Source organism: Komagataeibacter ossonobensis (genome assembly GCF_057359305.1).
The window spans coordinates 56,903-78,978 of sequence record NZ_JBXAYQ010000011.1 but is presented as its reverse complement, the minus strand read 5'-3'; the positions used below and the strand labels follow the sequence as shown (position 1 = coordinate 78,978).

The following is a 22,076-nucleotide window of genomic DNA, read 5'->3' as shown; positions in this document are numbered from 1 at the left end:
CGCTCAGCGCCGGGTGGCAAGCTGCCTGCGGGCTTCGGTCAGGACGGCGTCCACCGTGAACCCGAACTTGACCTCCAGTTCACCCGCCGGGGCGGAGGCACCGAATGTGTGCATTACGACGGTCGCACCCCGCAGGCCGACATAGCGTTCCCACCCAAGCCGTGCCGCCTGTTCCACCGCCACGCGGGCGGTGACATCGGGCGGCAGCACGCTGTCGCGGTAGGACCGGGGCTGGGCTTCGAACAGGTCCCATGACGGCATGGAGACGATGCGGGCGCTGATTCCTTCGGCCTTGAGCTGTTCGAAGGCTTTCACGATCAGCCCGACCTCGCTGCCCGTTGCCATGAGGATGACATCGGGCGTACCGGTGCTGCTGTCGGCCAGCACGTAGGCACCCTTTGCCAGGCCGGTGGCCGGCGCATAGGTCTTTCGGCAGATGGTGGGCAAGTTCTGGCGTGTCAGCACCAGAACCGTGGGGCGGTCAACCAGCGGGACAAGGGTGCGCCAGGCCTCCGCGACTTCGTTGGCGTCCGCCGGGCGGATCAGGGTCACCCCCGGTGTGGCCCGAAGCTGCGCCAACTGTTCGACCGGCTGGTGGGTCGGGCCATCTTCGCCTACCCCGATGGAATCATGGGTGAAGATATACAGCACCGGCAGCTTCATCAGCGCCGCAAGCCGGATGGGCGGCTTCATGTAATCGGAAAATATGAAGAAGCCGGAGCAGTAGGGCCGCAGGTAAGACAGCGCCAGCCCGTTGCAGATCGACCCCATGGCATGTTCACGCACACCGAAGTGCAGGTTGCGCCCGCCATAGGTTCCGCCCCATTGCGGGGGCTGGAAATCACCCGCACCATCGAATGTCAGGTGCGTCTTGGTCGATGGCGACAGGTCGGCCGATCCGCCGATCATCCACGGATAGCTGGCGGCCACCTGGTTGAGCACGGTCGCGGAACTGGCGCGGGAGGCAAGGCCCTTGGCGTCCGCGGGGAAATCGCTGATCTGGCGGTCCCAGCCTTCGGGCAGCCTGCCGGCAAGGATCAGGTCCAGTTCGGCTGCAAGGTCGGGATGTGCCGTGCGGTAGCGGGCCAGCAGGTCATACCACGCCTTGCTGGCGGTGGCCCCGCGTGTGGCGATGCCCTGCTGCATGTGTTCAGGCACGCCATCGGGCACGTAGAAGCTTTTGTCTTCCGGCCAGCCGTAGAATTTCTTGGTTTCGCGTATTTCTTCCACACCCAGGGGCGAGCCATGCGCCGCCGCCGTGCCCGCCTTGTGCGGCGACCCCCAGCCAATGATGGAATGCACGATGATCAGCGTCGGGCGGGATGTTTCCGCCTTCGCTTCGGCCAGCAGGCGGCGCATGTCGCCGGTATCGTTGGCATCCTTGAGTTCAAGGACATGCCAGCCATAGGCCTCGAAGCGTTTATGCACGCTTTCGGTAAAGGCGATGCGGGTATTGCCCTCGATGGAAATATGGTTGCTGTCATAGATCCATGTCAGGTTACCCAGCTTCAGGTGGCCCGCGATGGACGCGGCCTCGCTGGACACGCCTTCCATGTTGTCGCCATCACCGCAGAACGTATAGGTATGATAGGTGAACAGGTCGAAACCGGGTTTATTGAAATGCGCGGCCAGCCATTTCTGGGCAATGGCCATGCCGACGGAGTTGCCACATCCCTGCCCCAGCGGGCCGGTCGTGGTCTCGACGCCCGCGGTATGACCATATTCCGGGTGGCCGGGGGTGCGTGAATTGAGCTGGCGGAACTGCTCGATATCCGCCAGGGTCAGTGCGGGCCTGTCCGTCTGTACGCGGCCATCCTTCACATCACGGATACCGGACAGATAGATCAGCGAATACAGCAACATGGAGGCATGGCCGATCGACAGCACGAAGCGGTCACGGTTGGGCCACAGGGGATTGGCGGGATCGTAATTCAGGACGTCGCGCCACAATGCATAGGCTGGCGGGGCCAGCGCCATGGGCGTGCCCGGGTGGCCGGAATTGGCTTTCTGCACCGCATCCATGGCCAATGTACGGATTGTATTGATGCACAGGGTATCAAGATCCGCCCGTGCGTTGCCGGCACCATCAGGTGCCCATACGGGACAGGGAAATAATGAACGCATGAAAACCGTCCTCCGTTGTCACGGCCAGCCCTGTTCGCTACGGGCGTTACATGGAATTGCATGAGGGGACAGCATTCATCCGGTCATGCCTGCATGCCGCGTACGTCACATACCTGTGCCGAGATCCATTACCCTGCTGCCATCCGTGACAGTACAGGGACCGATGCGCCGACATGGTCCCAGTATAACCCGCAGGCCGGATGTAGTTGATTCAGTCGTGCGGTTTATTGATATGGAACAGTGCGTCATGTCTGGCGCGGCAGTTCCTGCATTGAAGTCCCAATCCGGACCTAATTCCAGCCTCGTTCATTCACGAGTTCTTGACACTCATTTATTCTTTCCGTGCATGGCCATACATTTTTCATATGCTGTTATGGAAATGTGACAAGATATGTCAGTGTCGGAAAATGTACGGTTTTCTGCCATTTTTCAGCATGGTGCGGGGATCGGAAATGCAGGCGCGCATGGACGGTTTGGATGCCATTAAACAGGCCTGTATACAGCCGCAGTACACAAAAATATGTGCATGATCACACGTTAAGAAAATAACATAAGGCGGGAATCGAATATATTTTTAGGATTAATGGATAGAACATATGTAAAAATAAGATACGTCTGGGGATCGGTCCGGTCCTGTATGCGATTCTTATTTCAATTCGGATTCCGTTACTTATATCTGCAATACGGATTGCACATAATGGATCCCGCCATGCCATCTGGGGACTGCTTTCCCGCCCGTCATGCCGAAAGTGACGCATAAGGAAGCCGACGGATGGCGCCTTGCCACCGTTATCAGGATTTTCTTCGATTTATATAAAAATATTAGATATCCGGGTCACAGAAAAATGTTGGCAACCGGGTTCATATCTATTGTTCAGCAGGGGGCAATCCATGCATTGATGCATGTATATCAGCGTCTGTAATGACCCGACCTTTCATGGCGGAACAGCCGCATTTCAATAAATAAAAAGAAAAGGTGTCACGCATGCCCGAAGACGATCTGGTTTCCCGTACCATGATACATGCCACCGCACAGGGTCAGCCCCCCGCCCCGGACGCGCCCGCGGCGGGGCATGCCATTGTCGTAGGGGTGCTGGCAGCCCTTGCCGGTCTGATGTTCGGGCTGGATACCGGGGTGATCGCGGGCGCGCTGCGCTTTATCGGGACGGATTTCAATGCATCGCCACGCATGCAGGAATGGATCGTCTCCTCCATGATGGCGGCGGCAGCCGTGGGTTCGCTGATCGCCGGGACGATCTCGTTCCGCTTTGGACGCAGGCGCGCGCTGCTGGGTTCATCCATTCTTTTTCTTGTCGGTTCCCTTATCAGCGCGCTGGCCCCGTCTGTTGCCATGCTTGTCATCGGTCGGATTTTCCTGGGCTTCGCGGTGGGGATCGCGGCCTTTACCGCGCCGCTCTACATATCCGAAGTCTCGGCCGTGGCGCAGCGCGGGTCGATGATCGCCTGTTACCAGTTAATGATGACGGGCGGCATTTTCCTGTCCTATGTAACCGATGGGGTGCTGGCGAATGGCGCGCACTGGCGGTGGATGCTTGGCCTCATGACGGTGCCCGCGACGGTATTCCTTGTTGGCTGCCTGTTCCTGCCGGACAGCCCGCGCTGGCTCATGATGCGGGGGGAGAAGCTGCGCGCGCGCAAGGTAATGCGTTACCTGCGTCCCAGCCCGCAACAGGCTGACCGGGAAATATCCGATATTGCCACGGAACTGACCCGTGGCCGGTCGGAGGGATTTTCGTTTTTCCGCAATAATGCCAATTTCCGCCGTTCGGTCGGGCTGGGCATCGTGTTGCAGATCATGCAGCAGCTGACTGGTATCAATGTGCTGATGTATTACGCGCCCAAGGTCTTTCAGGCCGCCAGTTTCGGCGCGTCCGCCGCAGGCTGGGCCACGGCCCTGATCGGCCTGATCAACCTTGTCGCCACCTGTGTCGCGATCGTGACGGTTGACCGCTGGGGCCGCCGGCCGCTGCTGTTGCTCAGCTGTGCCATCATGACGGGCAGCATGCTGCTGGCTGGCGGGCTGGTTGAATATGGCGGTCATGATACCGTGGCCCAGATTGCCATGGTGGGGTCGCTGCTGGTGTTTGTGCTGGGGTTCGCCATTGGCGCCGGGCCGCTGGTCTGGACGTTGTGCGCTGAAATCCAGCCACTGCGCGGTCGTGACTTTGGCATTGTCTGTTCCACCTTTACCAACTGGGCCACCAACTGGGCGGTCAGCAACACATTCCTCAGCGTGCTTGATACATTGGGGGAAGCCCATACGTTCTGGCTGTTTGCGGGAATGAATGCCGTGTTTATCGTAATCACACTGTTCTATGTGCCGGAAACGAAGGGGGTTTCGCTGGAAGATATTGAATCCCACCTGCTTGCGGGATGGCCCCTGCGTAACCTGGGTGCGCGTTCCCTGCCGCAGGGTGGAAAAATGTCCACACATCCGTCTGCCTGACACACGACGGCAGGCGGACAAAAAACGGCTTCCGGAATGCACCGGAAGCCGTTTTTGTTTGAAATAAAAAAAGGACGGGGGGATCAGGCCTTCTGCGTTGAAGCCCTGAAGATCTGCGCGATGGACTTTGCAAGGGCTGCGTCAAATTCCGCATCCGTCATGGTGTAGCGCAGGTCTTCGAGCAGCGCGCGCGAGAAGCTGGCGATCATGCCATGGTTCTTCGCCAGCCGCTGGCACGCTTCATCACGCGGATACCCACCGGACAGCGCCACGACACGCTGCACGCGCGGGTGCCTGATCAGGTCAAGGTAAAGATCGGCCTTTTCAGGGATCGAGACCTTGATCATCACCTGATAGTCACCGGGCAGGGCATCCAGCCCACGGTGCAGTTCATCATGCAGCAGGGTTTCCGCCCCCGCCTTGTCCGGGCTTCTGATCAGCACTTCGGGTTCCATGATGGGCACGAGGCCACGGGCCGCAATCTGCTCGGCCAGGGTGAACTGCTGCTTCACGATGGCGGCAACGCCCTCGCGCTCGGCCAGGCGGATGACCGAACGCGCCTTCGTGCCGTAAATACCCTTGCTGATGGCCTGGTCCAGCAGGGCTTCAAGGTTGGGGATGGGCTTCATCATCTGCACGCCGCCCGCCTCGGCCTCCAGCCCCTTGTCCACCTTCAGGAAGGGAACGACCCCTTTTTCCTTCCACAGGTAGGTGGGGACGGGCGTGTCCCTGACCAGCCCGTTCATGGTCTGCTCGAACAGAATGGCGGCAAGGATGCTCTTGCCCGTAAAGGCCGGGGCGGTGATGACCCTGACCCGCATTTCGTGCATCAGGGCGAACATCTGGGCATCGGTGCTGTAGGCGCTGTCCGGTATGCCGTAATGCCGCAGCGCACCCGGTGTTGATCCCCCGCTCTGGTCCAGGGCCGCGATGAAACCCGTGTTCTCCGACATGTTCTTACGCATCTGGTCAACTGGCATGGTTATTTATCCTATGTTCAGTATTCATATATGGGCAGGATGGTAAGTGCTTATTATATATAATTTCCGACGCCTTTATTAATTAACAGGATAAAATATGGGTGAATAAACATAAATACAAAAAACGCATGCGGGCATATTCCAGCATGAAACAGCGCGACCTGTATGCGCAGCCCCCGGTTCGTGATCCTGAAATTTCCTGAATGACACTTTCTGTTCAATCAGTTGGACGTGATGATGCTCCTGATCCGGATGCCATCTATCGTGAGGAAAAGATAACGCGGAGAAACTGTCATGCCCAACAATCCCGTCGCCCCGGAATTTCGTGCAGCCCTGAAAGTCCTGCCCTCCTTTGATGGTCTTTCAGATGAGACCCTGGACGAAACACGCAAGGCATTCATTTCCGCAATCCGCAGCGTCAGGGTTGCCGCACATCCTGACGTCATGGTTGAGGCATGCCATGTACCCGGGCCTGCGGGCGCTCCTGATGTGCCGGTCGTGGCCTACAGGCCTGCAGCCACCCACCCGAATGCCCCCGCGCTGATCTATATCCATAGCGGCGGTATCGTAAGCGGCACACCGGAAGTCGATGATGCACGCTGCCGGCAGATGGTCAGCGAACTGGGTCTGGTCATTTTCTCGGTTGACTATCGTCTGGCGCCAGAAGCCCCCTGCCCTGCGGCAATCGAGGATTGCTATGCTGTCCTGAAATGGGCACACGGACATGCAGCCAGGCTGGGAATTGACCGGAACCGCCTGATTATTGGCGGCGATAGCGCGGGCGGTGGCCTGACAGCCTGTCTTGCCCTGCTGGCACGCGACCGGGCTGAGATCAAAGTCCTTTTCCAGCTGCTGATTTATCCCATGCTGGATGACAGGACCGGAACAACGCGCATGCCATCGCCTGCCCTGGGTGAATATATCTGGACGCGTTCCGCCAATCATTACGCATGGAATGCCTATCTGGGTAAAATGCCCGGAAGCGCGGGCATTTCAGAATATGCCGCGGCCTTTCGCGCAACGGACCTGACGGGACTGCCGCCTGCCTATATCGGCGTAGGTTCCCTGGACCTGTTTTTGGACGAGGACCTGGAATATGCCCGGCGCCTGATGGCTGCTGGCGTGCCGACAGAGGTCTGTGTCATGCCCGGTGCCTATCATGTCTTTGACGTGTTCATTCCCGACGCACCCATGAGCAGGCAATTCAGGGACTCTTATTTTACCGCCCTGAAACGCGCCATTTCACAGGATTGTTCCTGAAAATCCGGTCTGATGGTGTTTATGGCGGGGGTGTCCTGCTGCAACAGGGGCAGCGCAACCCTCGCCTGTTCACGGTTCAATATTGATGATCTGCGTATTTCATTCCTTTATGGGGGATTGGAATTATAACAAGCCTGAACCGCAAGGATGACCGGGAGGCTGCTTGAAAGGCCAGATCAGGAAATATCCTGCAACCATAAGAAAATTTTTGGCGAAGCTTTTTTCAAAAAGCCTTGAAGAACGTCACCTTATTTGAAAAAGGCGGCGCCCCAGAAACTTTTATTTTTTTATCACCGGGCTGTTTTCAGACAGCGTCTGACCCCGGGCTGACAATATCGGGCCTGCCTGCCGGCGCAGCCGGTGAAGATTTCCCTATGCGCGCCACTGCGAACGACCGTGCCCATAGGGCATGGGGATAGCGGCGCAAGCCATGGAACATGGGTCATGCACGGATGCCGTCATGGCTCTGTTCTTTGAAAAACTTGCATGATCCGGTCGCAACTTCCCCGCGCCTGCCGCGTATAGGCGATTGGCAGCCTGTTCTGGCATTTACTGTATCGAGCCAGACTATATCAAGGCATGCAGGTATCGCCTGTAAGGTAGTGGCCGGTTATTGCGCATCAATGCACATGGCATGGCGCAGATCGTCTCCGTTAAAAATAAAACAAACAGAAACGGAAATGCCCGTCATGGAAAACATTTCCAATATATGGTCAATATCCGCCTATGCCATGGTCATAGCGGTACTTCTGGCCAGCATGCTCGGGCTGTCCGCCATCACCGGTACCCGGCGCGGTGGCAGGGCCATGGGCCGATCCATGTCCATGCCCTTTGAATCCGGCATGGTGCCCACGGGGTCGGCACATCTGCGGTTGCCTGTGCAGTATTACCTGGTGGCCGTGTTCTTTGTCATCTTTGATGTGGAAACGGCCATTCTCCTGACATGGGCAACCGTTGTGACCGAAACGGGATGGATCGGTTATGGCGCGGCCCTTGTCTTTACGGTCTTTCTGGCCGTCTCCCTTGCCTATCTGTGGCGCGCCGGGGCGCTGGACTGGGGGCCGAAGGCCCGTCAGCACCGGATGGCGGACACGCACAAGGATCCCGTATCATGAACTGGTCCCTTTCTTCCCCCAATGCGGCTGAACCCGCGCGGGCCACACCCAGCTTCAGTGAAACCCTGCGCCGGAATCTGGTCATGGGCCGATTGCAGGATTTCGTTGCATGGGGACAGAAAAACTCCATCTGGCCGCTGAATTTCGGGCTGTCATGCTGTTATGTGGAAATGGCGACGGCATTCACCAGCCGGTTTGACATTGCCCGCTTCGGTTCCGAAGTCCTGCGCGCCACGCCCCGCGAAGCAGACCTGATCGTCATTTCCGGCACCGTGTTCGTCAAGATGGCCCCGGTCATCCAGCATCTGTACAACCAGATGCTGGAACCACGATGGGTCATCTCCATGGGGTCATGCGCGAATTCCGGTGGCATGTACGACATTTACAGTGTCGTGCAGGGCGTGGACAGCTTCCTGCCGGTGGATGTGTACGTGCCCGGCTGCCCACCACGCCCCGAGGCGCTGCTGGAAGGCCTGCTGCTGCTGCAGAAATCCATCGGCACACAGCGCAGGCCCCTTAGCTGGCTGGTGGGACCGCAGGGGGCCCAACCCGTCACACCGCCCAGCCTGCGCGATGAAAAGCGCGCCGGACGCCAGGCCATGCGCGACCTGCGCACGCCCGATGGGATCTGACACCATGAGCACCACCCTTGCCCCCACCCGCGAACAGGGTCTTGCGGACATGATTTCCGCGCATCTCCCCAACGGCGCGCTGGCCACCCAGTCCACATGTGATGGCGTTTCCATCATCTGGATCGCGGCTGCCGACCTCCGCCCCGCCTTTGCTGCATTGAAGGCGTCCGCATCCCTCATGCTGCTGGATCTTGCGGCCATAGACGAACGCGATCGCACCCACCGCGACGGACAGCCACAGGCGGCCTTCACCGTCGTCTATCATGTGATCTCCCTCACCGTGCGCGCGGATGAGGTACGGATCAAGGTTCCCCTTGGCGCAACCGCCCCCGCCCTTCCCACCATCAGTGACCTGTGGCCGGGCGCCAACTGGTATGAACGCGAGGCCTGGGACCTGTTCGGCATCCATTTCCATGATCATCCCGACCTGCGCCGCATCCTGACCCCGCCCACATGGACCGGGCACCCGCTGCGCAAGGACCACCATGCCCGCGCTACCGAAATGCCGCCCTACAGCCTGACGGAAGAACACGAAGCGCGCGAGCAGGACGCCATGCGCTTTGACCCCTCCGCATGGGGCATGCGGCGGCATGGTGACCACAGTGACTTCATGTTCCTCAACCTCGGTCCCAACCACCCCAGCGTGCATGGGGTTTTCCGCATCATGCTGCAACTGGAAGGCGAGCGGATTGTCGATGCCGTGCCCGATATCGGCTTCCACCATCGCGGCGCGGAAAAAATGGGCGAACGCCAGTCGTGGCATAGCTACATCCCCTATACCGACCGGGTGGACTACCTCGGCGGGGTCATGAACAATTTCCCCTACGTGATGGCGGTCGAGACATTGGCGGGAATTACCGTGCCGCCACGGGCGCAGATGATCCGTGTCATGCTGGCCGAACTGTTCCGCATTGCCAGCCATCTCGTGTTCTACGGCACCATGGCGCAGGATGTGGGGCAGCTTTCACCGGTGTTCTACATGTTTACCGACCGCGAACGCGTGTTCGGGATTATCGAGGCGATATGCGGCTTTCGCATGCATCCGGCATGGTTCCGCATCGGCGGCGTGGCCATGGACCTGCCCGAAGGGTGGGCAGGACTGGTCCGCGCCTTTCTTGATGACCTGCCGGGGCGGCTGGACGAATACGATGCCATGGTCATGCGCAACCCCATTTTCCGCGCCCGGACGAAGGGGATTGGTGCCTATACCACGGCGGAAGCCGTTGAATGGGGTGTCACCGGGCCGGGGCTGCGCGCCACCGGTCTGGCATGGGATTACCGCAGGCATGCGCCCTATGCCTGTTACGACCAGCTGGAATTCGACATTCCCACCGGCACCAATGGCGACTGTTATGACCGGATTGCCGTCCATGTGGAGGAAATACGCCAGAGCCTGCGCATCATCCGCCAGTGCGTTGACAACATGCCCGCAGGCACGGTCAAGGCCGACCACCCGCTGACCACCCCGCCGCCCAGGGCGCGGACGATGCACGACATCGAAACCCTGATCCACCATTTCCTCAGTGTAAGCTGGGGGCCGGTCATGCCACCGGGGGAAGCACGCGCCAGCATCGAAGCCACGAAAGGCGTCAATACCTATACCCTGATCAGCGATGGCGGCACCGCGTCCTACCGCACGCGCATCCGCACCCCATCCTTTGCCCACCTGCAGATGATCCCGCTGCTCAGCCGCGGCATCATGATCGCGGACCTGATCGCGATCCTGGGCAGCATTGACTTCGTCATGGCCGATGTTGACCGCTGAAGCCCTCCTGCCCACGCCCGTGCGGGCGGAAATCCTGGCCCTTGCGGCGCAGGAACCGCACGCGCGCGGGGCCAGTGTCGCGGCCCTGCGGCTGGTGCAGGCCCGCCTTGGCTGGATCAGCACCATGCATCTGCGCGAAGTGGCCGACCTGCTGGGCATGTCGGTTGATGATCTGGATGGTATCGCCACCTATTTCAACCTGCTGTTCCGCCGGCCGGTCGGGCGGCATGTCGTCATGCTGTGCGACAGCGTTTCATGCTGGATCATGGGGCGTGAACCCCTGTGCGCCCATATGTGCCGGACACTGGGCATAAGACCCGGCGAAACCACGGCGGACAACGCCATCACGCTGCTGCCCACGGTCTGTATCGGCCACTGTGACCATGCCCCGGCCATGCTGGTCGATGGCACGCTGCATGGGGATGTGGACACGGCCACCCTCGATCACCTGATCGACACGCTGAGGGATACGCCATGACGCCGCCGACCGAACGGCCCCTGACCGCCATGATCGACCCGGCCGCAGGCCCACCGGACTGCGCGGCATATGAACGTGCAGGCGGCTGGCAGGCCACGCGCAGGGCGCTGGGGGACCTTGCCCCGTCTGAAATCATTGACATGGTGACACGCTCAAAACTGCGCGGGCGTGGGGGTGCCGGCTTCGGGACCGGCCAGAAATGGAGTTTCGTGCCGAAGGAGCCTGCAGCCGAACGCCGCAAGTACCTGATCGCCAATGCGGACGAGATGGAACCGGGCACCTTCAAGGACCGTCTGCTGCTTGAGGGCAATCCCCTGCAACTGATCGAGGGGATGATCCTTGCGGCCTATGGCGTGCAGGCGGGGCATGGCATCATCTTCCTGCGCGGGGAATACGGCCTGGCCTGTTCGCGCCTGCACCATGCGATCGGGGAGGCACGGCAGCAGGGCTGGCTGGGGGAAAACATCCTTGGCTCCGGCTTCGGTTTTGACATCCATGTGCATTCCAGCGCCGGACGCTACATATGCGGCGAGGAAACCGCCCTGCTGACCGCGCTGGAAGGCCGTCGCGCCACACCGCGCAGCAAGCCGCCCTTTCCCCAGACCGGCGGCCTGTGGGGCGCGCCCAGCGTAGTGAACAATGTCGAGACACTGTGCAACCTGCCCCATATCATCACCAACGGGCCGGAATGGTTCGCGGGCCTCGGGCTGGGGGAGGATGGGGGCACCAAGATCTATGGTGTCAGTGGCCGGGTGGCAAAACCGGGCGCATGGGAACTGCCCATTGGCACCCCCCTGCGCCAGATCATTGAAGAACATGCAGGCGGCATGCGTCCGGGCCACCAGCTGCGCGCCCTGTTGCCCGGCGGGGCGTCCACCGCCTTTCTGGACGCGACGGCACTCGATGTCGCGATGGATTACGGATCGGTGGAAAAGGCGGGCAGCAGGCTCGGGACCGGCATGGCCATCATACTGGATGACCGGACCTGCCCCATCGGCATGATCCGTAACCTGGAACATTTCTTTGCACAGGAATCCTGCGGGTGGTGCACCCCGTGCCGTGACGGGCTGCCATGGGTGGAACGCCTGCTGGACGCGATCGAGGACGGGTCGGGACAGGAGGAGGACATGGACCAGCTTGCCCGCCATGCCCGCATGCTGGGCGCCCCGGGCCGGACCTTCTGCGCCCATGCGCCCGGGGCGATGGCGCCGCTGGCCAGTGGACTGAAACTGTTCGCCGCCGATTTTGCCGCCCATATCCAGCAGCGCCGCTGCCCCCATAAATCGGGAGCATGACCATGACCTCCATCCGCATTGACGGACGGGACTGCCCGACCCGCACCGGCATCAACCTGCTGCAGGCCTGCCTGGAAGCGGGGGCCAGCCTGCCCTATTTCTGCTGGCATCCCGAACTCGGTTCCGTGGGCGCGTGCCGCCAGTGCGCCATCAGGCAGTTCAGCGGGCCCGATGACACGAAGGGCCGCATCGTGATGGCCTGCATGACCCCGGTCAGCGAAAATACCATCATATCCATTGACGACCCGGAGGCCCGGGATTTCCGCGCCAGCATCATCGAATGGATGATGGTCAACCACCCCCATGACTGCCCGGTGTGCGAGGAAGGCGGCGAATGCCACCTGCAGGACATGACGGTCATGACCGGGCACAATACCCGCCGTTACCGCTTCACCAAACGGACCCATCGCAATCAGGATCTCGGGCCATTCGTGAAGCATGAAATGAACCGCTGCATCGCCTGCTACCGCTGCGTGCGCTTCTACCGTGATTACGCGGGCGGGGATGACCTGGCGGTCTTTGCGTCACATGACAATGTGTATTTCGGCCGTGCCGAAGATGGCACGCTGCAGAATGCCTTCAGCGGCAATCTGGTGGAAATCTGCCCGACCGGCGTGTTTACCGACAAACCCTTTTCCGCGACCTACACCCGTAAATGGGACATGCGGGGCGCGCCCTCGGTGTGCGTACATTGCGCGGTGGGCTGCAACACCATTGTCAATGCGCGTGAGGAAACCCTCCGTCGTGTCCTCAACCGCTATCATGAGGACATCAACCGCTACCTTCTGTGCGACCGGGGCCGGTTCGGCCATGGTTTTGTCAACGCACCGACGCGTATCCGCACGCCACTGCGCGCCATTGACGGGCAGCAGGCAGCCATTCCCATGACGGACGCCCTGCAGGCCTTCGCCCGTATGGCGGCAGGTGGACGGATCGTGGGCATAACCTCCCCCCGCGCGGCGCTGGAAACCTGTTTCAGCCTGCATGCGCTGGTGGGGCCGCAGCATTTCTGCACCGGCCAGACGCGGCACGAACAGGAATGCGTGGAACTGGCCCATGCCCTGCTGACCCGCCATCCCGGCGCCCTGCCCACCATCCATGAAATGGAAAGCGCCGATGCCGTGCTGGTACTGGGCGAGGACGTATGCGCCACCGCCCCCCGGCTTGGCCTGTCGCTGCGGCAGTCGGCGCGGCAGGCGTCCTTCCATACGGCGGATGATGCCAGGGTGCCGCGCTGGATGGATGCAGCGGTGCGCACGCTGGGGGCACAATGCCCATCCGGTCTGTATGTGCTGACGCCAGCGCCGACTGATCTGGATGATGTAGCGGCACAAACCCGGCGTGCCGCCCCTGATGACATCGCGCGGCTGGGTTTTGCCATCGCCCACGAAATTGATCCTGCCGCCCCGGCCGTCACGGATCTGGCGGCGGATGACGCGCGGCTTGCCGCCCGTATTGCGCATGCGCTTGTGGCAGCCGGAAAGCCGCTGGTCGTATCCGGCATGCAATACGGGTCCCCCGCATTGATGCAGGCCGCCGCCAGTATCGCCACGGCGCTCGCGCGCGCCACACCCGCAGCCGGCCTGTCGCTGGTGCTGCCGGAATGCAACAGCATGGGGCTGGCCATGATGGGGGGACTGTCGCTGGAAACGGTGATGGAACAGGCGCGGGCGGGCGCGATTTCCGTTCTGGTCATTGTGGAAAATGACCTGACCCGCCACCTGCCGCCAGCGGATGTGGCGGAACTGTTGGCGGCGGTTCCCGATATCGTCGTGATCGACCATACGGCCACGCCGCTATGCCGGCAGGCCAGCCTTGTGCTGCCCGCTAGTGCCTTCAGTGAATGCAGCGGCACGCTGGTCAGTCAGGAAGGCCGGGCGCAACGCTTTTTTCAGGCGGTCTTTCCCCCTGCCCCCATACAGGCCGGCTGGCGCTGGGTACAGGCGCTGGCCCGCAGTCTTGACCCGTCCGCGCCGCATATGACGGGCCTGACCGTCTGGCGGGATCTGGATGATGTCCTGTCCGCGCTGGCGCAAGCGTTTCCCCATCTTGCCCCGGCCGTCAGGGCGGCGCCGGGGGCGGATTACCGCATGAATGGCCAGAAACTGCGCAGCCAGACCTACCGCGCCAGCGGGCGGACCGTCATCCGTTCCTTCGTCAATGTGCGCGACCAGCCACCGCCCCGCAGTCCGGACACCCCGTTCAGCAGTTCCATGGAAGGCGCCTATGGGCCGGACATGCCCGCAGCACTGGTTTCGGGCTATCAGGCATCACCATGGAATTCGGTTCAGGCGCTCAACCGTTTCCAGCACGAAATCGGTGGTCCCATGCGTGGCGGGGAATGCGGTATCCGGTTGTTGTCCCGTGTCGGGCATTCTGATGCGAAACCGGCTTATGCCACCGATATTCCCCGTCCCCATGTGGTGCAGGCTGACACCGTTCTGGTCCTGCCCGATACGCGCCTGTTCGGCAGTGAGGAACTGAGCATGTTCTCCCCATCCGTCATGGCGCGCGCAACCGCGCCAGCGCTGGGGCTGCCTGCCGGCATGGTGGCAACAGGCCGCATGGTGCTGCATCTGGATGACGGACCGCACATGTTGCCCGTGGAACCCGTGCCCGGACTGCCCGAGGGCATTGCCCTGTGCCCGGCGCACATGGTCACGCGTGCGTTCCGTTTCCCCCGCATGGCCCGGCTGGAGCGGATGCCGGACGAAGGGGGGCGGTCATGACGTATCCAGCCCTTGCCACCATCATTCTCATGCCACCTGTCGTCCTTGGCCTTGCCACCGTGCTGACATGGGTTGAACGGCGGCTGCTGGGATTATGGCAGGACCGGTATGGACCCAACCGCGTGGGGCCGGGCGGCATGTTCCAGGCCGTGGCGGACGGAACCAAGATCCTGTTCAAGCAGGACTGGATCCCCCCCTTTGCCGACCGGGCCGTGTTCGTTCTTGCCCCGGTCATTGGCATGATGACGGTATTGCTGTCCTTTGCCGTCATTCCGGTCACGATGGGCGTGGGCATTGCGGGTGACATGAATGTCGGACTGCTGTTCATCCTCGGCATGATGGGGCTTGGGGTTTATGCGGTGGTGCTGGCGGGGTGGGCGTCCAACAGCAAATACGCGCTGCTGGGTGGCATGCGGGCAGCGGCGCAGATGGTCAGCTACGAAGCGTTCATGGGGCTGTCGCTGCTGGGTGTGGTCATGATGGCCGGGTCGTTCAACCTGCATGATATCGTGGCGGCGCAGGCGGGGCTATGGTTCATCATTCCGCAATGCCTTGGCTTTGGCGTGTTCATGCTGGCCGGCATTGCACAAACGCACCGCCTGCCCTTTGACCTGCCCGAAGGGGAGAACGAACTGGGTGCGGGGTTCCATACCGAATATTCGGGCATGAAGTTCGGCATGTTCTTCATTGCCGAATATGCCGGGATCGTTCTGGTCTCAAGCCTTGTCACCACGCTCTACCTTGGTGGCTGGCGCGGGCCGTTCCTGCCCCCTGCCGTGTGGTTTGCGCTCAAGACCGGGGGCATGGTGGTATTTTTTATCCTGCTGCGGGCGGCCCTGCCGCGCCCGCGTTATGACCGGCTGATGGCGCTGGGCTGGAAAGTCCTGCTGCCGCTTTCCCTGTTCAATGTCATGGCGACCGGAACCATCCTCATGCTGCGCGCGTCTTTGTGACACGCCTGATGCAAAGGCATTTCCCATGCTTGATACCCTGCGCACCCTGTTCCTGACGGCGCTGCATGCCTTCCACCGGCGCGCGACCGTGCAGTATCCGGAACAGAAACCTTACCTGCCGCCACGTTATCGCGGGCGGATCATCCTGTCGCGCGATCCCGACGGGGCGGAGCGGTGCGTTGCGTGCAACCTGTGCGCCGTCGCCTGCCCGGTGGATTGCATAAGCCTGCAGAAAACCGAAGCCGATGGGCGGTGGTACCCGGAATATTTCCGGATCAATTTCTCGCGCTGCATTTTCTGCGGCTTTTGCGAGGAAGCCTGTCCCACCTACGCCATACAGCTGACGCCCGATTTTGAAATGGGCGAATATGCGCGGCCCAACCTTGTTTATGAAAAGGAAGACCTGCTGATAAGCGGGAGCGGGAAATATCCCGGTTACAGTTTCTATCATGTCGCGGGCATTCCCGTTCCCGGCAAGGCGCGTGGCACGTCCGAACGTGAACGCCCGCCGGTCGACCTCCATTCCCTGCTGCCGTAACCGCCATGCATGCCCTGGCCCTTCTTGCCGCGTGTGTGACTGTCGTGGGGGCCATCATGGTCATTACACGGTCGGTGGCGGTCCATGCGGTGCTGTACCTGGTGGTGACGCTGCTGGCGCTGGCGACCGTCCTTGTCATGCTGGGCGCGTCATTTGCCGCGATGCTGGAGGTCATCATCTACGCCGGTGCGATCATGGTGCTGTTCGTGTTCGTCATCATGATGCTCAATCTGGGGCAACCGGACAGCGCGCGTGAAAAGGAATGGCTGCACCCGCGCGCATGGCTGGGACCGGGCGTTCTGGCCACCATTGTATGTGCGGAACTGTTCTATTGCCTCAACCCGCTATCCGGGCCTGCACCGGCTTCTGCCCCCATTACGGCGCATGATGTGGGACTGGGCCTGTTCGGTCGCTACGTGCTGATGGTGGAACTGGTGTCGTACCTGCTGCTGGCCGGTCTGATCTCGGCCTTTCATATCGGGCGCAACCGAGTGGGAGGGCGCTGACATGCCTGCCTTTTCCTTCAACGATACCCTGCTGCTGGCCACAGTCCTGTTTTCTGTCGGGCTGGCGGGCGTTCTGGTCCGGCGCGATCTGGTGTTCATGCTGATGTCGCTGGATATCATGCTCAATGCGGCCGCCCTTGTGTTCGTGGGGGCGGGTGCGCGCTGGCATGATGCGACGGGACAGGTGATGTTCGTGCTGATCCTTGCCCTCGCCGCCGTGGAAACGGCGGTGGGGCTTGCCATCATCGTGTGCCTGCATGCCTGGGGGCGGCCCACGCTTGACGCCGATACCGGCAACCTGCTGCGGGGATAAGGCCATGGGTGAAATCCTGCTTCCCCTCATCATCCTCTGCCCGCTTGTCGCGTCGCTGGTCGTGTCCGTATCCGCAGGCCGCATGGGCGCATGCGCCATCGGGACGGTTGCGTGTGCCGGTGTGGGGCTTGCCGCCGTAATCAGCGTCATCCTGTCCGTCATGCTCCTGTCCGGACCCGCGACGGACGCATTGCGGGTGATGCTGTGGCCGTGGATGCGTATTGAGGGATTTTCAGCGGATATCGCCTTCACGCTGGACCGGGTTTCCATGGTCATGATCCTTGTCGTCACGATCGTGGGGCTGCTGATCCATGTTTATGCCGCAGGCTACATGCGCGACGACCCGGGTATCGCGCGCTTTTTCGGCTGCATGACGCTGTTTGTGGCCGCCATGGTGGTACTGGTGCTGGCAGACGACCTGCTGTGCATGTTTATCGGGTGGGAAGGCGTGGGGCTGTGTTCCTACCTGCTCATCGGGTTCTGGTATGATGACCCCGCCAATACCGCGGCTGCGCGCAAGGCCTTCTACATGACACGCATGGGCGATGTGGCGTTGCTGTGTGGCCTGCTGCTGCTGGCCACGGCTACGGGTTCCCTGCGCATGGGGACCGTGCTGGCGGCGGTCACTGACGGGCAGTTGCCCCCGTTCAGCGTGAATGCGGCGGCAGCCCTGATACTGGTGGGGGCACTTGCCAAATCGGCGCAGATCCCCTTCCAGACATGGTTGCCGGACGCCATGGCGGGGCCGACACCGACCTCCGCCCTTATCCACGCAGCCACAATGGTAACGGCAGGCGTCTACCTGATCGCACGCCTGCATGACCTGTTTGCCATGGCGGCCCCCGTCATGGCGTTCATGGCCGTGCTTGGGGCGCTGACGCTGCTTATGGGGGCGTGCAAGGCGCTGGTGCAGTCCGATCTCAAGCGTATTCTTGCATGGTCCACGATCAGCCAGCTTGGGTACATGTTTCTCGCCCTTGGGTGCGGGGTGTGGCAGGCGGCGCTGTTTCACCTGATGACCCATGCCTTCTTCAAGGCGCTGCTGTTCCTGACGGCGGGTGCGGTCATCATGCGCGCAGGCCACGAACAGGATATTTTTCGCCTCGGCGGCCTGCGCCACGCCATGCCGGGACTGACCATGGCGTTTGTCGCGGGGGCATCGGCGCTGGCTGGCCTGCCGCTGGTGACGGCCGGGTTCTACAGCAAGGAAATGATCCTGTCGGGTGTATGGCACGTCCATTTTGGCCTGACGCGGGAATGGGGCCTGAGCGGACATCCGTTATGGGGAATTGCCCTGCTGGGGGCCTTCCTGACCGCGCTGTATATTTTCCGCTGTGTCTTCATTGTCTTTTGCGGGAAAGCAGGAACCAGGGCCGTGGGCCGGACGTCACGCCTCATGAGCATTCCGCTGGGCTGTCTGTGTGTTCTCTCGCTGTCTGGCGGAGTCATTGAAATGCCTGATACGCTTCCCCGCCTTCACCTGTTCAGTGCCCTTCTGGATCCCGGGGTGCCATTATCACATGCGGATGAACCGATCTGGCTTGTGCTGTTGGGTGCTATCGTGCCCCTTGCCGGGCTTGGGGTGGCATGGGTGCTGTGGGGGCGTCGTGTGCCCGTCATGCGCGAAATACCCGGTCAGGCTGCCATTATCCGTCCTGCCCGCGACGGCCGGGGCATGGACGTGGTGTATGACCGGGTGTTCGTGCAGCCCTTGTGCCTGCTGGTATGGCTGACACGGCTTGATATTGCGGATCACGTCATAACCGGAACAGGGCGGCTGACACGGGCGGCCAGCGCCGGAATGTTCAGGGCGCGGGCCGGGGTTCTGGACATGCTGGCGATACGGGCCACCGGCATGGCCAGATGGGCGGGTCATCTGCCGGGCCAGTTCCAGAATGGCCGCGTGCGGTGGTATGCGGCGTGGATTGCAACCGGGCTGTGCGCGGGCCTTGCCATGGTGGTGCTGTCATGAACCCCCTGCCCGCCCTTGTGCTCCTGCCCATCATGGGTGGCGGGGTGGCATGGGTTGCCGGGCATGTCCGGCCGCGTGTCACCACGACATCGCGCGATGCGTCATGGTGGGTGGTGCTTGTAACGCTGATTGTGGAAACGTTTGTCCTGATCATGGCCACATTCGGCCATCCCGTCCATACGGGGCCGTGGCTGGGACATTTTTCCATGCCATGGATCCCGGCCATGGGCATTGCGGTCAGGCTGGATATGGATGGTCTTTCGCTGTCGCTGATCTGGCTTTCGCTCATCATGTGTTTCCTGTGCGTATTTCTTGCCACCCGTCAGGTCACGGCCCATGCCGGGGCGTTCCGTTTCCTGTTCCTTGCGACCCTTACGGGTATTATCGGGACATTCCTGGCCACGGACCTGTTCCTGTTCTTCTTTTTCTGGGAACTGATGCTGGTGCCGATGTTCGGGCTGATCGCCGCATGGGGGCATGAGGACAGGCAGCGCGCCGCCATGAAGTTTTTCATGTTTACGCAGGGCAGCGGGCTGATCATGCTGCTGTCCATCCTCGGGCTGGTCATCACGCATTACCGGCAGACGGGCGTGCTGACGTTTGATTACTTCACGCTGGCCCACACACCATTGTCCCCCGTCGTGTCCATGCTGCTCATGCTGGGGTTCTTCATCGCCTTCGCCGTCAAGCTGCCGGTGGTGCCGGTCCATGTCTGGCTGCCTGATGCCCACACGCAGGCGCCGACCGCGGCCAGCGTGCTGCTGGCGGGTATCCTGCTCAAGACCGGGGGGTATGGCATGATCCGCTTCAACATCATGCTGTTTCCCGATGCGGCCAGCCGGTTTGCCCCCATCGCCATGGGGCTGGGTGTGGCCGGGATCGTGTACGGGGCGTGGCTGGCATATGCGCAGGATGATGTGAAGCGCCTGATCGCCTATAGCAGCATAAGCCACATGGGTTTCGTGCTGCTGGGCATTTTTACCGGTTCGCGCATGGGGATGCAGGGGGCGATCATACAGATGCTGGCCCACGGGTTAAGCACGGCCGGCCTGTTCGTGGTCGCGGGTGCCATCCAGGACCGGTTGCATACACGTGACATGCGCCGTATTGGCGGATTGTGGACTGCCATGCCACGCCTGTCCTGTGCGGGGCTGTTTTTTGCCATAGCCGCACTCGGCATGCCGGGACTGGGGAACTTCACCGGTGAGTTCCTTGTACTGCTGGCGACATGGCATGTCAGCCCCCTGCCTGCGATACTGGCAGCCGTGGGACTGGTTCTGGCCGCCATCTATGCACTACGGATGGTCAACCGCATATTTCTGTCAGCCCCGCGGACAGATCTGCAACCCGTGCCGGATGTTGCGTCCCGGCAGATGGCGGTTTTTGCCTGCGTCATGGTTTTTCTTGTGCTGCTGGGGGTGTATCCGCAGCCTTTCGTGACGTTTTCCGCCCCGTTGCCCCTGCCCGTTGCCGCCATGACCGGTCCGGAAGGTGCCACGCCATGATCGTGCATGACGTTTTCCTGCCGGCCCCGCTGCTGGTCGTGTCCTCCGGGATCATGGTCATGCTTGGTGCAACGGCATGGCGGCGTTCGGTGGGACGCAGTTTCCTGTGCGCCATGGGCATACTGTTGCTGGCCATCATGGTCGTGGGGCACCATGCGGGAACGGTGCCCGATCATGGTGACAGCCTGTTCGTTCAGGATCGATGGACGGCCTATACGGCCATCCTGATCATGTTTTCCACCATATGCATCATGCTCATGTCATGGCGGGATGACGGGATCATGCGCGCAGATGAATACGCCCTGCTGCTCATGCTGGGTACGCTGGGTGCGCTGGCCATGGTATTCAGTGCGAATTACATGCCGTTCTTTCTGGGGCTGGAGATACTGGGCGTCTCCATCATGGGACTTGTGACCTTTGGGCATCGTGCCGTGCCGGGGCATGAGGCCGCAATGAAATACCTGATCCTGTCGGGTGTTTCTTCCGCCATCCTCCTGTTCGGTATCGGCCTGGCCTATGGTGTGACCGGATCCCTGCGGTTCATGCCGCCCATCGCGGCGGGCGGGGTTTCCGCTGCATTGCCGCTTGCCGCCACGATCATGATCCTGGTCGGCATGTTCTTCAAACTTTCCGCGGTGCCCTTCCATATGTGGCTGCCCGATGTCATGGAGGGGGCGCCCGTTCCGGTGGCGGCGTTTGTGGCCGTGGTCTCGAAAATTGCGATATTTTCGCCGCTCGTCCGCTATTTCGGGACGGAAAACCAGCCACCATTCCTGAATGACATCCTGTGTGGCGTCATTATCCTGACCATTATGGGGGGCAACCTCATGGCATTGCGTCAGGCGGGTTTCATACGTCTTATGGCATATTCATCCATCGCGCATATGGGATATCTTCTGATTGCTTTCATGTGCCCGGGCCGTCTGCAATCCGGGGCCATAACCGTTTATCTTGCGGCCTATACCGCCAGTACACTGGGCGTATTTGCGGTCATGGATGCCTTTGCCACCCCCGGCGGGCCGGATGGCCGGGTTATTGCGCAATGGAAGGGCGTGTTTTCCAGCCGTCCGTTTGTGGGGGCTGTCATGTCGTTCATGCTGCTTTCGCTTGCGGGTATTCCACCCGGGATCGGATTTTTCGCGAAATTCGGGATCGCTGCGGCTGGTGTGGCACACCAGCGTGACCTGCTGCTCTGTTTTCTTATAATCGGCAGTATTATCGGATTGTATTATTATCTGAACATCGTTCGGACCATGATGGTGACCCCATCGTTACCTTCCCATCCCCTGAACCGGCATGTCCGTCCGGAACTGACGGCGCTTGTCATCGTTCTGGGCATGATCGTCGTGATCGGGGGGCTGTTCCCCGCCCGTGCCATCCATCCGTTGCTTCCTGCCGCCACCGTCCCGTCTGAAACGCGGGATGGGATAACGCATTGACGGGA

Annotated in this window: 17 protein-coding genes; 15 read left to right on the top strand and 2 right to left on the bottom strand. The window is 61.2% G+C overall.

Going from position 1 to position 22,076, the window contains the following annotated elements; all coding sequences use genetic code 11:
- Positions 1 to 3: 3 nt before the first annotated feature.
- Positions 4 to 2,124 (bottom strand): transketolase, encoded by a 2,121-nt coding sequence (gene tkt, locus AC1RQ9_RS08870; protein ID WP_485986532.1) that lies wholly within the window; start codon positions 2,122 to 2,124, stop codon positions 4 to 6.
- Positions 2,125 to 3,109: 985 nt separating this feature from the next.
- Between tkt and AC1RQ9_RS08865 the strand changes: the two genes are divergently transcribed.
- Entirely contained in the window at positions 3,110 to 4,591 is a 1,482-nt protein-coding gene (locus tag AC1RQ9_RS08865; protein ID WP_485986531.1) for a sugar porter family MFS transporter, read from the top strand.
- Between the two features lie 83 nt (positions 4,592 to 4,674).
- Here AC1RQ9_RS08865 and AC1RQ9_RS08860 read toward each other — a convergent pair whose 3' ends face one another.
- Complete coding sequence (locus tag AC1RQ9_RS08860; RefSeq protein WP_485986530.1) at positions 4,675 to 5,571, bottom strand: fructose bisphosphate aldolase; 897 nt, start codon at positions 5,569 to 5,571, stop codon at positions 4,675 to 4,677.
- Positions 5,572 to 5,865: 294 nt separating this feature from the next.
- Here AC1RQ9_RS08860 and AC1RQ9_RS08855 point away from each other — a divergent pair, with 294 nt between their 5' ends.
- The 14 genes from AC1RQ9_RS08855 to AC1RQ9_RS08790 all read left to right on the top strand — a co-directional run bounded on the left by AC1RQ9_RS08855 (position 5,866) and on the right by AC1RQ9_RS08790 (position 22,071).
- Complete coding sequence (locus AC1RQ9_RS08855) at positions 5,866 to 6,831, top strand: alpha/beta hydrolase (RefSeq protein ID WP_485986529.1); 966 nt, start codon at positions 5,866 to 5,868, stop codon at positions 6,829 to 6,831.
- Positions 6,832 to 7,520: 689 nt separating this feature from the next.
- Positions 7,521 to 7,946, top strand: a complete 426-nt coding sequence (locus AC1RQ9_RS08850) for an NADH-quinone oxidoreductase subunit A (protein ID WP_485986527.1) — start codon at positions 7,521 to 7,523, stop codon at positions 7,944 to 7,946.
- Positions 7,943 to 8,578 (top strand): NuoB/complex I 20 kDa subunit family protein, encoded by a 636-nt coding sequence (locus AC1RQ9_RS08845; protein WP_485986525.1) that lies wholly within the window; start codon positions 7,943 to 7,945, stop codon positions 8,576 to 8,578. The genes AC1RQ9_RS08850 and AC1RQ9_RS08845 overlap by 4 nt, the downstream gene beginning before the upstream one ends.
- Positions 8,579 to 8,627: 49 nt before the next feature.
- Positions 8,628 to 10,343 (top strand): NADH-quinone oxidoreductase subunit C/D, encoded by a 1,716-nt coding sequence (nuoC, locus tag AC1RQ9_RS08840; protein ID WP_485986543.1) that lies wholly within the window; start codon positions 8,628 to 8,630, stop codon positions 10,341 to 10,343.
- Complete coding sequence (gene nuoE / locus AC1RQ9_RS08835; RefSeq protein ID WP_485986524.1) at positions 10,330 to 10,821, top strand: NADH-quinone oxidoreductase subunit NuoE; 492 nt, start codon at positions 10,330 to 10,332, stop codon at positions 10,819 to 10,821. Before nuoC ends, nuoE begins: the two co-directional genes overlap by 14 nt.
- Complete coding sequence (nuoF, locus tag AC1RQ9_RS08830; protein WP_485986523.1) at positions 10,818 to 12,116, top strand: NADH-quinone oxidoreductase subunit NuoF; 1,299 nt, start codon at positions 10,818 to 10,820, stop codon at positions 12,114 to 12,116. The genes nuoE and nuoF overlap by 4 nt, the downstream gene beginning before the upstream one ends.
- A 2-nt stretch (positions 12,117 to 12,118) precedes the next feature.
- Positions 12,119 to 14,845, top strand: a complete 2,727-nt coding sequence (gene nuoG / locus AC1RQ9_RS08825; protein ID WP_485986521.1) for an NADH-quinone oxidoreductase subunit NuoG — start codon at positions 12,119 to 12,121, stop codon at positions 14,843 to 14,845.
- Positions 14,842 to 15,798 carry an NADH-quinone oxidoreductase subunit NuoH gene (gene nuoH, locus AC1RQ9_RS08820; protein ID WP_193731909.1) on the top strand — a complete coding sequence of 319 codons (957 nt, stop codon included), beginning with the start codon at positions 14,842 to 14,844 and terminating at the stop codon, positions 15,796 to 15,798. The genes nuoG and nuoH overlap by 4 nt, the downstream gene beginning before the upstream one ends.
- 25 nt (positions 15,799 to 15,823) lie before the next feature.
- A complete protein-coding gene (gene nuoI, locus AC1RQ9_RS08815) occupies positions 15,824 to 16,336 on the top strand; it encodes an NADH-quinone oxidoreductase subunit NuoI (protein WP_193731908.1) in 513 nt (170 codons plus the stop codon).
- Positions 16,337 to 16,341: 5 nt separating this feature from the next.
- Positions 16,342 to 16,842, top strand: a complete 501-nt coding sequence (nuoJ, locus tag AC1RQ9_RS08810; protein ID WP_485986520.1) for an NADH-quinone oxidoreductase subunit J — start codon at positions 16,342 to 16,344, stop codon at positions 16,840 to 16,842.
- Between the two features lies 1 nt (position 16,843).
- Positions 16,844 to 17,155: an NADH-quinone oxidoreductase subunit NuoK gene (gene nuoK / locus AC1RQ9_RS08805; protein ID WP_485986519.1), complete on the top strand. Its 312-nt coding sequence runs from the start codon at positions 16,844 to 16,846 to the stop codon at positions 17,153 to 17,155.
- 4 nt (positions 17,156 to 17,159) lie between these two features.
- Positions 17,160 to 19,127, top strand: a complete 1,968-nt coding sequence (gene nuoL, locus AC1RQ9_RS08800) for an NADH-quinone oxidoreductase subunit L (protein ID WP_485986518.1) — start codon at positions 17,160 to 17,162, stop codon at positions 19,125 to 19,127.
- Positions 19,124 to 20,632, top strand: a complete 1,509-nt coding sequence (locus AC1RQ9_RS08795; RefSeq protein ID WP_485986516.1) for a complex I subunit 4 family protein — start codon at positions 19,124 to 19,126, stop codon at positions 20,630 to 20,632. The genes nuoL and AC1RQ9_RS08795 overlap by 4 nt, the downstream gene beginning before the upstream one ends.
- Positions 20,629 to 22,071, top strand: coding sequence for an NADH-quinone oxidoreductase subunit N (locus tag AC1RQ9_RS08790; RefSeq protein ID WP_485986515.1), 1,443 nt, complete (start codon positions 20,629 to 20,631; stop codon positions 22,069 to 22,071). Before AC1RQ9_RS08795 ends, AC1RQ9_RS08790 begins: the two co-directional genes overlap by 4 nt.
- Positions 22,072 to 22,076 lie beyond the last annotated feature (5 nt).